This is a genomic window from Streptosporangium sp. NPDC051023 (assembly GCF_040689595.1).
In the GTDB taxonomy this organism is placed as follows: domain Bacteria; phylum Actinomycetota; class Actinomycetes; order Streptosporangiales; family Streptosporangiaceae; genus Streptosporangium.
On the sequence record NZ_JBFBCE010000052.1, the window covers coordinates 1 to 11,557 of the forward strand.

Below are 11,557 nucleotides of genomic sequence, written 5' to 3' on the forward strand. Positions count from 1 at the left end.
CCACCGTGAGCAGGCCGGTCACCACCGGCACCCAGCCGAGCGAGGGGAACTGCGCCAGGCAGGACAGCGCCCCGACCGTGGGCAGGGCGATCCCGCCGGGCAGCCGCATCCCCTTGCCCGGCCAGCCGCGCAGGGCGAGCCGCCCCGCCGCGACGTTGACCACGACCATGGAGACCAGGGCCCCGACATTGGCCAGCCCGACGACCGTCGTGGTGTCCGAGACGAGGACCAGCACCGCCGCCGCGATCCCGACGAACAGCACGCTGAACAGGGGATGGCCACGCCTGGTCGTCCGGCCCGCGATCGGCGGCACGTCACCCCTGGCGACCATGCGCAGCATGATCTCGCTGGCCCCGAGCATGTTGGCGTTCGCCCCCGACAGTGTGGACAGGCACGCGGCGAAGGCGATCGCATAGCCGCCCCATGCGCCCATCAGCGCCTCGGCGGCCTGGCCGACCCCCGCGGCGCCGAACGTCCGCACGCCGCTGGCGAGCATCGCCAGCACCACTCCCGTGTAGAGGGCCGCGGAGATCAGCACCGACCCCATCACCGCGATCGGCACGGTCCGTCCGGGATCGCGTACCGAGCCTGCCATGTTCGTCACCACGTTGAATCCCGTGTACGCGGTGAACAGCAGCGCGCTCGCGCTCAGCACCCCACCGGCTCCGTGCGGGGCGAAGGGGACGAAGTGGATGGCGCCGAAGTGCGCCAGCCCCCAGGCGACGAAGACCAGCAGCAGCGCGATCTTCAGGGCGACGACCAGGGTCTCCGTCCTCGCGACCAGGTCGGCGGGCCCGAGGTTGAGCCAGGTGACGAGCACGCCCGCGACCAGCGCGGCGACGGTCACGCCCAGGCCCGGCAGAAAGTAGCGGTGAAGGTACTCGCCGAAGGAGACCAGTAGAAAGGTGATGATCGTCAGGCCGTTGAGGTAGAACCCCCACATTACGACGTAGCGCCAGACCGGGCTGAGGATGTCGCCGATCGGGCCATACCCCGAATCTCCCGGGCGCGCCCTTGAGGAGACGGTGACGAAGGACAGCGCGGAGAGGAGCATCACCGCGCCCGCCGTCAGGTAGCTGACCAGGGCGGCGGGTCCCGCCTCGTTCACGGCGGTCCCGGAAAGGGTGAACACCCCGCCGCCGACCATCGTGCCCACGGCGAACGCCAGACAGGGCACGACCCCGATCCCCTGGGAACCACCCTTCACGGCCCCTCCCGCTCCCCGGACGCGCCCTCGAACCGCCCCCGAGGCTTCTCCCGAAGTTCCCCGAAGTCCCCGGAGGGGAGACCTTCCCCGGCACGGGTGATCCGAGGTTCAAGCGACCGTCCCGATCACGTGGAGAAACGGCTCACCCGGGGAGATCGTGCGAACCCCCGCGGACCCGTGACGAAGGTCAGCGGACCCCGCCGAAGAAACACCGCATGTCGGCGGCCACGTCGCCGGGCCGCTCCATGGTCACGAAGTGGTGGCCGCCCGGATTGTCCTCGGGCCAGTGGACGATGGTGTTGTGGCGCTCGGCGAGCCTGCGGATTCCGGGCGGCCCGCTGTACACGCCGGTCGGCACCGCCTTCTGCCCCTCGGGCCAGCCGAGGCCGGTGCTGTCGTAGTACGGCCAGGCCGAGGTCCCGAACGTCCCGGTGAGCCAGTAGAGGCTCACGTTGGTGAGGATCAGGTCGCGATCGATCACTTCTTCCGCCCGTTTGCCGCCGATGGTGAACTCCTGGAACTTCTGCGTCATCCAGGCCAGCGCGGCGACCGGGGAGTCGTGCCACCCGTGGGCGAAGGTCTGGGGTGCCGCGCGCAGCAGCGCGTGGTGGTCCACGCCGTTCATCCAGTCCTGCTCCTTCATCCACGCGTAGGCCGCCCGCTCGTCCTCGGTCATGTCGGGCAGGTCGTCGTCGGTGGGGAAACCGAGCCCGCTGATGACGTAGACGCCGGCCACGTGCTCCGGAGCGGCCTTGGCGACCTCGGGGGCGACGTACGCGCCGAAGTCCCCGCCCTGGACGCCGTAGCGGTCGTAGCCGAGACGGCGCATCAGCTCCGCCCAGAGCCGTGCCACACGCGCGGCGTTCCAGCCGGTCTCGCGCGGCGGCGCGGAGAACCCGAAGCCGGGCACCGACGGCACGACGACGTGGAACGCCCCGGACGGGTCGCCGCCGTGCGCGCGGGGGTCGACGAGGTGGCCGATGAGGTCGGTGAACTCCAGGAAGGAGTTCGGCCAGCCGTGTGTCAGGACGAGCGGCAGGGCGTCCGGCTCCGCGGAACGCACGTGCAGGAAGTGGATGTCCTGACCGTCGATCTCGGTCGTGAACTGCGGGAACCCGTTCAGCCTCGCCTCGTGCCCGCGCCAGTCGTAGCCGTCGCGCCAGTAGTCGGCCAGCTCCCTGAGCTGGGCGGCGGGGACGCCCCTGCTCCACCCCTCGCCGGGAAGTTCCCGGGGCCACCGGGTGCGGGCCAGCCGCTCCTTCAGGTCGTCCAGGTCGGCCTGGGGGATGTCGATGCGAAAGGGACGGATCTCGGTGCTCACGGTTCTCCTCGTGTGTCGCTCGTGCGTCGTGGTGTCGCGATCCGCGGATCGCGACGCCGTGATCGGCGCGACTCGGTACGGCGATTCGCGGGTCGCGGTGACAGGAACGACGGTATGGGTCATATAGGTCAGTATTTGTCCTATATGACAGGGCATGCTGGAGGGCATGAGCGACACCTCCGCGCGGCTGCTCGCGCTGCTGTCCCTGCTGCAGACCCCGCGAGAATGGCCGGGCAGCGAGCTGGCCGAACGGCTGGAGGTCAGCCCCCGCACGATCCGCCGCGACGTCGACCGCCTGCGCGAGCTCGGCTACCCGGTGCAGGCGACGATGGGGGCGGTCGGCGGCTACCGGCTCACGGCGGGCAAGGCCATGCCGCCGCTGCTGCTGGACGATGAGGAGGCGGTGGCCATCGCGGTCGGCCTGCGCACCGCCGCCGGAACCCCGGTCGACGGCATCGAGGAGGCGTCCGTGCGGGCCCTGGCCAAGCTGGAGCAGGTGCTGCCCGCCCGGCTACGGCACCGGGTCGCCGCGCTCGGGGCCGCCACGGTGCCGATGACGGCCGGGGACTCACCAAGGGTCGATCCGGAGATCCTGGCGGTGCTCGCCGGAGCCGTCACGGGACGCGAACGCCTGCGCTTCGTCTACCGGGCGGCCGACGGGGACGAGACCAGGCGGCTGGCCGAGCCGTACCGGCTGGTGGCGGCCGTGCGCCGCTGGTACCTGCTGGCCTACGACAACGACCGTGACGACTGGCGGGTCTTCCGCGTCGACCGGATCGGCGCCCCCCGGCCGACCGGCGCGCGTTTCACCCCCCGCGAACCTTCTGAGGACGCGGCCGCCTTCGTCACCCGCAGGCTGCACTCGCTCGCCCCGACCTACGAGGTACGGGCGACCCTGTTCCTTCCGGCGGAGGAGGCCGTCAGCAGGCTCGGCGCGGCCCCGGGCGAGGTCCAGCCGCTCGACGAGCATCGCTGCCTGCTGCACGGGCGCGCCGACACCCTGGAGTGGCTGGCCGCGCGGCTGCTCATGCTCGGCTGCGAGTTCCAGGTGCACGAGCCGCCGGAGCTGCTGGAACATCTGCGTGCTCTGAGCGCCTGCGCCCTCCGCGCCGCCGGGCCCCCGGCCCCTGACCCGGCCTCGCGGTCACTCCCTGATCGCCTTTAAGCGGCGGCCGAGGAGTGTGAGCAGCACGGCGGTGAGCACTCCCATCGCGATCAGGCTCACCCTGTCCGGCGTCGTCTCCGCGTTGGCCACCACGCCGAAGGCCGTATGGGCCAGTACGGCCCCGCCGGCCGCCGCCAGCCGGTGCCTGTCACCCCAGCCGTCCCTCGCGCTCCAGCGGCGCAGGACGAGCGCCGCGCCTACCCCGAGTACGGCGGCCGCCAGCATCGGCGCGAGCACCCACAGGCCCTGCGTGAAAGCGGGCTGACGGGCTCCGCCGAAGGGGAACAGCAGCGCCATGAACCCGAACGCCGTCAGCGCGCAGCACACGCCGACCACGCCGGGAGCGGGTGTGGCGCTGTCCGTCCGCACGACGGGAAGCGGTTTGGCGGAGGGGAGCTGTTTGGCGGGGAGCACGCGGAGTGCGACGAAGGTCAGGCCACCCACCAGCGCGAGGATGACGGCCAGCGCGGGGAGCGGGAGGACGTAGCCGGGATCGGCCGACGGTGGGATCAGGATCCGGATCAGCCCCGTGCCCAGCAGCGCGACGACGCCAACGCCAGCCATGCCCCCTCGGCCCAGGTACGGCCGCTGCCCGAGTTCGGGGAACAGCAGCTCGACCAGCGCGATCGGGATCACGACACTGAAGAGCACGTGGTAGGGCAGGTTCAGCTCGGTGTAGGCGGTGTTGACGCCGAGCAGTCTGGGGGCCCACCCGGCCGCGCCGTACAGGTGGGGGCTGGTCAGGCTCTGCAGCGCCAGACCCTCCTCGACGAGCCCGTAGACCAGGCCCATCAGGAGCACGCTCGGCCAGCCGCCGCCGGTCGCGCGCACCAGCTCGCGCACCAGCAGCACCCCGGCCCCGTACATCGGCACGTACAGCAGGACCAGCCAGATCATGGTCAGCGGGACCGTGCCGAGAGTGAGCTCGGCCACGACGGGAGCCACCAGCGCCAGCGTGAGCGCCGCACGGCGTCCACCGGCCCGCCGCGCCGTCTCGGAGGAGCGGACCTGTGACGACCTGGCGAACGCCGCGCGCATGGGGCGGCGGTTGACGGCCACGACCAGAACGGCCAGCAGCAGGAGCTGCACGCCCTGGACCACGCGCAACCACGCTGGATACTCCCCGCTCAGGATCAGGTACGCCACCGCGACGAGGCCCAGCAAGGACAGCATCCGCACTCGCAGGTAGGCACCGCGCCTGCCCTGCCGCAGCCTTCGCGCGATCCACAGGTAGCCGGCCCCGACCAGCAGGATCGGGATCGGTCTGGTCCACAGCGTCAGCGCGAGTTGCTCCCTGCTCTGGCCATCTGGGGCCCGTGCGGCGAGTTGGTAGTCGAGGACGCTCTCGCGAAACAGCAAGGTCAGCCCGGCGAACGCCACGGCGAGGGCGAGGTTCACGAACAGCAGGATGATCACGAGCCTGACCGCGTCCGTCGGCGTGTCCGTGCGCGGTGCTCGCGTTGCTGGATAACCCATGCCGCCGACGGTAGGAGCGGGGCCGCATCCGCCGCCTCAGTGTGAGGACTGGACTTTGGCCTGCGACTTTGGTCGTAGAGGCGGGGTGGGGCCAGTCCGAGGTCGTAGGCGGGGGAGTGGGCCACGGCTGCCGAAGGGCCGCACGTCACCGGGTCGGTCCCGGCGCGTCTGAAGCAGCGAGAGCAGCCGCGAGGACGTCTTCTCCGTGTTCCCCATTCTGCTCGCAGTACAGGACACAACCTGTCCGCTACCCCTGGAAGGGTCGGGATCACGATCCGCCAGATGGGCCATGGGCCCTGGCCACGAGGCCGCTTCCCGCGAGGTTTCATCGCTGCGGCAGTGCACCTCGTCGAACCGCGAGCAAGGAGAAAGTCATGTCCGTTACGACCACCACCCACCTGAACTTCCGGGGCGATGCGCGAGCGGCGCTGGACTACTACCGGTCCGTCTTCGGCGGGCGCCTCACCGCCGTCACGTACAAGGACATGGGAAACGCGCAGAACGAGCACGAGGCGGACTGGGTGGTGTGGGGCGAGGTGGCGGGGGACAACGGCTTTCACGTCATGGCCTACGACGTGCCCTCCCATCTGCCCTGGGACCAGGGCAGCAACCCGTTCTTCGTCTCCGTGCGCGGTGACGACACCGACGAGATCGGTGTCCTGTGGCAGAAGCTGGCAGAGGGCTCGACGGTGGTGCAGCCCCTGGAAGCGTCGCAGTGGGCACCGCTGTACGGCATGCTCACCGACCGCTTCGGTGTGACCTGGGTCCTGGACGTGGCCGCCGCCCCGTACAACGGCTGATCCACATCCGGCGGGAACACGCGATCGCCCCTCTTGGGCCACCGCGCGGCGGCCCAAGAGGGGCGAACCAGAAAAGGGCCGTATCCGCTTGATCTTTCCCGAGTGCTACGGGGACCCCAAACCGGGCGGTCGCGCGGCAGCGCAGGCTGTACCTCACACCGGCAGCAGGCGGGATCGATCAAGCCGCGTCTGCGGCACATGCTTGCCGGTACGGCAAGTGGGCTCAAACCGGGTTCCCGGGTGTGCACGGGACCAGTTATTCGGTTGCGGCGGCGGGGCCCGATGACGTCACCGCGTGATCGATCGGCGGGAAGGTCTGCGGCGCCCGGCCCGGGAAACGCCTAGGCCGGGCGCTCGGCTGTCACGAGCGCGTGGAAGTCACGGGCGGCGGGCAGGCTCCGGGCCTGCTGGGGGAGGGACGCCAGGAGTTCGCCCGCGATCCTGCGCCGGGCCACCGTAATGGGAAGAGCCGACGTGACATCGAGAGCGTGATCGAGACCTTCGGTCACCTCGTGTTCCCGGATCAGTCCCCATGCCTGGATGAGACCAAGGTTGGCCCTGCCTCCGGCCTTTTCCGGTGGAACCGCCGCAAGAGCCTGGTCCAGCATGGGCATGGCAGCGCGCGCGTCACCCAGCTTGGTGAGGGAGAGAGCCTCGGCGTACTGGATGCTTCCCAGTGACACCCCCCATGCGGAGATGTGATCGCCGGTCACGGACGACGGGAGGCGTTCGTAGACGTCCTTGAGATCCTGGAAGGCACTGCGGGAAAGATTGGCCTGCCCCCGCTCGGCGAGGACGAGGCCCCGGGTTCTCAACGCCTGCGTCAGACCACGGGACGGATGGCCGTCCGCGAGCTGAACGGCCTCGTCCAGCAGAGTGTCCAAGGCCGGGCCGACACGGCGCAGGTAGAACCACTGGTCGGCTTCGAAACTGCGTACCCACACCCTCAGGTCGCGGTCTCCCGAGGCGTCGGCGGCTGCCCGGGCCGCGCGCCAGGAACGCCAGCCCGCACGAATGCTGGAAACCTCGGCCAGGTCAAGTGCCAGAAATGCCGCGAGCTGGGCGTAGACCCGTAGCAGGGTGGCGTGCTCGGCGGAGGTGCGGGGGCGGGACAGGGCCTGGTCCAGGTCGCGGATGTCGCCCGCCAGGTCGGTGACCCTGGAGCCCGGTGGCTCGGTCCACACACCCTGGGCGTAGTCCCAGGCGATCTGCTCCCAGTCGTCCGCGCTGTTGTCGGCGGCGTGGCCGGTGAGCTGCCGCAGGCCCGAGTGAAGGGCGTCGACGGCGGAGGCGGAGATGCCGGAACCGGCACCGAGAACCGTCAGGAACTGGAGAAAGGCGCGACGTTCCACATCGTCCTCATTACGGGATGGTGGATTTGTGTCTTTTCTACTCTTACGTATCTCATCAATTTCGGCAATAAGCGCGCGAAGTGCGATAAGTTGCCCGCCTGCTCCAAGCGCGTTGTCGATTCCCCTGATGTGGTCGGGATGCGGGCGGCCGAGTCCGCGCTCCCATCTCGACAACTCGCCCTGGTCGACGAGGGCGGCTTTGGCCAGCTCACGCTGGGTCAGGTGACGGACCTCGTCGCGCCAGTGGAGGATGCAGACGCCGAGCAGGTGCCACGGTGACACGTCGGGACGAGCCGGTTTGCTCGCGTACGGCATGAAAGCTCCCGCTGATGGGGGATGGGGGAAGGCGCCCCATCGGAATTTCCCTTGGACGCTTCCTGAACTTCTTCCACTATGACATCGACAAGCAGAAAAGACCTTGTAAACGACGGGTCCGCCTGACGCGCCACACGTCCAGGCGGACCCTTGATCAGGAAATGAGGTCCTGACCCGTGACCCAGCTTAAAAGCACCTCCGCCATTTCCGTAATCCCCGGATGGCGGGTGATCCTCAGCGACGAGGGACGGCTGTGGGCCTCCCGGGGCGTCCCCTTCACCGCGGCACAGTCCGACGCCGGGGCGGAGCGGACGGTCGACGCCGACACCCTGGAGGAGTTACGGGTCGAGGTCGACCGGCAGGAGGCGGCGGCCTCCCGGGCGACGGAACGGGGCGGGTCGTGATCTGGCGCCGCTCCCGCGTGCCCGGCCGTCACCGCGACGGGCTCGCCGTCTCCTCTCTCCCGGCGAGGACCCGCCGCCCGTGGGACGGTCACGCCCGTGCCGAGGCCGAACGGCTGAGCCGCGCCTGGAGCGGATGGACCGTCCTGTACGGCCCCGGCAGCCGTCGTTTCTACGCGGTCGCGTCCTGGCCTGCGCCTGAGCCCGTGGTCCTCGACGACCGCACCCCCGACGGCCTCGAGGCCCGGATGCGGGAGACGGAAGCGGCCATGGTCACCCGGTACGGAGCCCCCGCCGCATCCGGCGGCCTCCGCACCCCCTGAGGCAGGCGCGGCGGCGTCCTTCCCCGGCGCGCCGCCGCGCCGTACGGGGTGCGGCTCGGGAAGGAGGGGCCCGGGCCGCACCTCACCACGTCACCCGCACCGCCGTCCCTCTCCCAGAGGGCCGGTACGCGCCTTGGCACACCGTGATTCGTCACGAGCCACACGATCGCGAACCGTGCCACGCCGCGCCGCATGGCGATGAGCACTGGGCGAGGGAATCGAAGAATGAAACCGCATGCCTTGGTGGCAGGATTGCTGGGAAAATTGGCAGCCCTGCCGCTTTCGCCCGGATCGCCGGTCGATCCTTAATGAGGACGTCCTGAGCGTCCGGTCAGGGAGATTACGTCGGAACTCAGGGTGACGGCATATTCTCGGAGGGGAGCGGAATGAGGTTTCTGAGGGCTGTGGGAAGGGTCGCCGTCGTGGCTACGCTCGTCGGCGCCACGACGTTCGTGACCACGGGAGCCGCGCAGGCGGTCGACCCCTGTAACGACATCTGCTTCTACTGGGGCAGCAATCTGAGCGGTTCGGTGCGCAGTTACACGCGCGGGGAGGTCCGTGCGGACTTCGGCGGGGACACCTTCACCTCCATCGGCGACGGTCAGGGGGAACGGGTCAAGAACAACGCCGCCTCCGTGTACAACGACACCTCCCTGACCGCCGAGGTTTGCTACAACGAGAACTACGGGTCTCCGTGTGACCTCGTCAGCCCGTACAGCTGGCGCAACCTGAACCACACCTGGAACGACAACGCGTCGTTCCACTGGCTCTGATCCGTCGTTTCCCCTCGTTCCTCCCCGGCGGTTCGAGCCGGGGAGGCGTCGACCGGGCAGATCCGCCGGGCCGGGTACCGGCACCTTTCTCGTTTTTCCCTCGCTTCGACGGGCCCCAGCAGGTCGGCGTGGGGTGTCGCGGTGCCACCACGCTTCGTCCGCCCGTCAGGAGGGGCGGCACCGTACCGGATTCTGCAGTTCGGCGCAGGGGCGGTCGCCGTGGGAGTGCACGATGTCCCTGCCGATCTCGTTGGTCAGGAAGCGCAGGAAGCTGGCGGCCAGGGAGTCGGCCTTCGGCTCGCCGTAGGTGTAGGCGTATTCGGTCTCGCCGAAGGGATAGGCCCCGTGCTCGGCCCCGGCCAGGGTGGCCGCCTGGCCGTCTATGCGGGCGAGCTTCAGGTCCCGGCGCTCGGTGGCGGCTCCGAGCTCGCTGTACCCGATGGCGCCGGGGGTCCTCGCGACCGCGTCCAGCGCCGCGCCGGTGTTGTCTCGTTCGCAGCGCACGACGCCGCTCGGCGCGCCGGGCAACAGGGTCCGGCAGTCGTTGGAGTTACGGCCGGGCGCCACCGTGCCGAGGACGAGTTTCTCGAAGGCGTTCCGGGTGCCGGAGCCGCCGTCCCGGTCGACGAGGCGGATCGGCAGGTCGTTCCCGTTCACCTGTTTCCAGCTGCCGTACTTTCCCTGGAAGACGTCCCTGACCTGCTTCAGGGGGAGGTCCTGGACCCCCGCCTCCCCGTTGACGACGAGGGTGAAGAGGACGAACGCGATGGGACGCGGCAGCAGCTGCGGAAACTCGCCCTCCTCCTTGGGGCCGTCGGAGAAGGCCAGCCAGTTGCCGGAGTTTCCGGGGTTGCCGCGTCCCACCGCGTCGAGCTTGACCAGGCCGTCGTGGCTGCCCGTGGTCTCGAAGGCGAAGTCGGCCTCCGGGCAGACCCTCCTGTACTGGTCGGCGGCCTCCTGGAGCACGGCCTTGAAGGCAGTGGACCCGGTGAGGGTGAGCTTCCCCTGGGCGCAGTCGAGCGGGGCGCGGTCGTCGTTGAGGGAGACGAGGAGCTGGGAGGCGATGATCACCACGAGGAAACCGACCATCGCGACCGCGTACCAGGGCATACCGGTGTGGCTCTCCGTCTGGTAGATCCTCCCGCGCCGCCGGCGTGGGATGCCGCCCTTGATCCCGCCGATGACCTTGGGGTCGTCGAACTTCTCCCGGCGGCCCTGCGTGTCCTGACGGATGTCCTCCAGGGCGACCAGGACCTTGTAGTGCTGGCCGCGGTTCAACGGCACCCTGGGGAGCCCGATGACGCCGTCCTCCACCTTCAGCCCGGCCTCCTCGGTGAAGGACTGGGCCAGGAAGTCGTCGCTGAGCTCTGTTATCGCCATCCCGGCGATCCTGCGGCCGGGGAACTCGACGCGGATGCCGGCCTTCTCCTCGTCGGGGACGGCGTAGTCGCCGGTGTCGATGTTGGCCAGACCGGTGTTCTCGATGCGCAACAGGACGAACGACGGATTGACCAGCGGCCTGTCGTCCTGCTCCCGCAACCGCTGCAGGACTCCCGGGTGCTGGTAGGGGACCTCGTCGGTGGCTGTGGTGTCCATCTGTATGCGGTAGCCGAGCCGTTTGCGGCCGACGACGCCGAACTCCCACAGGAAGGCGAGGACCGGGACGAAGATGCCCAGGACCGCAAGAAGGACCTCCCACGGAAAGCCGTTCATGCTTGCCTCCACCGGACGGAGTGGGAGAAACGGTGGAGGCCACCGTACGAACGCGCACGCCCCGGGAGACCCTACGACGGCAAGCCTTCAACAACCGTTTCCCGTGAGTTAAGACTGGTCGCCTCATCGCGCCCGTCTCCCAGAGATGCGACCTCGCTCCTCCTCTCGGAGGGACGCCAGGGGGCGGCCGGCATTGCAGGGTGCGGTCATTGCGCCACACAGCGCTCACCATACTTTGTAAAGATAGTCCTTGGTGATCACCGTGAATCAGCGCCGATCTTTAAGGTCGTGCTCCCGACGCGGTGTGCGACGGATTGTTCACGGCGAGCAGCGAAAGCTCGGTGGCCGTGTCCGCGAGGATTGCAATCCTCTCAGGGGGTGAAACTCGTTCGAAGGCTGTAGTTCATGTGAGAAGGCGTGGGTGGCGAGGGGTGTGCCGGCAGGGGATCGGCCGACCTGGGCTGTGACCACGCATGACCAGAAGTGAGGGGAAGTCGAGGGCGTCGATGTGTGATCTCTCTCATGCATGGATCATGTTTATTTTATTTGTTACTTATGTAGATCTTGTTCGTTGGAACGAGGCATGTATACCTTCTGATCGTCTATCCAGCCGCATGCCCTGAACCGCCACCCTTATCCCTTGTGAAGCTCCCCCTGGGATGGGGTGAAGCGGTTTTTCGGCATGCGCGGCGAGGGTTCGGAGGGCGACGG

The 11,557-nt window shown here is 69.2% G+C and carries 10 protein-coding genes; 5 read left to right on the top strand and 5 right to left on the bottom strand.

The genetic code is table 11. The features are described from left to right. The coding region (locus AB0395_RS29450) for an APC family permease (protein ID WP_366286564.1) at positions 1–1,207 on the bottom strand (1,207 nt) is incomplete at its 3' end. A gap of 187 nt (positions 1,208–1,394) precedes the next feature. Further along, a complete protein-coding gene (locus AB0395_RS29455) occupies positions 1,395–2,528 on the bottom strand; it encodes an epoxide hydrolase (RefSeq protein WP_366286567.1) in 1,134 nt (377 codons plus the stop codon). Positions 2,529–2,694: 166 nt separating this feature from the next. Between AB0395_RS29455 and AB0395_RS29460 the strand changes: the two genes are divergently transcribed. Next, a complete protein-coding gene (locus AB0395_RS29460; RefSeq protein WP_366286569.1) occupies positions 2,695–3,693 on the top strand; it encodes a YafY family protein in 999 nt (332 codons plus the stop codon). Here the strand turns inward: AB0395_RS29460 and AB0395_RS29465 are convergent. After that, a complete protein-coding gene (locus tag AB0395_RS29465; RefSeq protein WP_366286572.1) occupies positions 3,673–5,169 on the bottom strand; it encodes a hypothetical protein in 1,497 nt (498 codons plus the stop codon). The genes AB0395_RS29460 and AB0395_RS29465 overlap by 21 nt on opposite strands. Positions 5,170–5,543: 374 nt before the next feature. On the opposite strand from AB0395_RS29465, the gene AB0395_RS29470 reads away from it, so the two are divergent. Continuing rightward, the gene (locus AB0395_RS29470) at positions 5,544–5,969 is read left to right on the top strand and encodes a VOC family protein (protein WP_366286574.1); all 426 of its coding nucleotides are present in this window, start codon (positions 5,544–5,546) and stop codon (positions 5,967–5,969) included. A gap of 341 nt (positions 5,970–6,310) precedes the next feature. Here the strand turns inward: AB0395_RS29470 and AB0395_RS29475 are convergent, their stop codons facing one another. Further along, positions 6,311–7,636 (bottom strand): helix-turn-helix transcriptional regulator, encoded by a 1,326-nt coding sequence (locus tag AB0395_RS29475; RefSeq protein WP_366286576.1) that lies wholly within the window; start codon positions 7,634–7,636, stop codon positions 6,311–6,313. A 227-nt stretch (positions 7,637–7,863) separates the two neighbouring features. Here AB0395_RS29475 and AB0395_RS29480 point away from each other — a divergent pair, with 227 nt between their 5' ends. The 3 genes from AB0395_RS29480 (at position 7,864) to AB0395_RS29490 (ending at position 9,133) form a co-directional block, all read left to right on the top strand. After that, complete coding sequence (locus tag AB0395_RS29480; protein WP_366286578.1) at positions 7,864–8,040, top strand: hypothetical protein; 177 nt, start codon at positions 7,864–7,866, stop codon at positions 8,038–8,040. Next, on the top strand, positions 8,037–8,360 hold the full coding sequence (locus tag AB0395_RS29485; RefSeq protein ID WP_366286581.1) for a hypothetical protein: 324 nt from the start codon (positions 8,037–8,039) through the stop codon (positions 8,358–8,360). Before AB0395_RS29480 ends, AB0395_RS29485 begins: the two co-directional genes overlap by 4 nt. Before the next feature lie 422 nt (positions 8,361–8,782). Beyond that, positions 8,783–9,133 (top strand): peptidase inhibitor family I36 protein, encoded by a 351-nt coding sequence (locus AB0395_RS29490; protein WP_366286583.1) that lies wholly within the window; start codon positions 8,783–8,785, stop codon positions 9,131–9,133. Between the two features lie 165 nt (positions 9,134–9,298). Here the strand turns inward: AB0395_RS29490 and AB0395_RS29495 are convergent, their stop codons facing one another. Beyond that, positions 9,299–10,846: a substrate-binding domain-containing protein gene (locus AB0395_RS29495; protein ID WP_366286585.1), complete on the bottom strand. Its 1,548-nt coding sequence runs from the start codon at positions 10,844–10,846 to the stop codon at positions 9,299–9,301. Between the last annotated feature and the right edge of the window lie 711 nt (positions 10,847–11,557).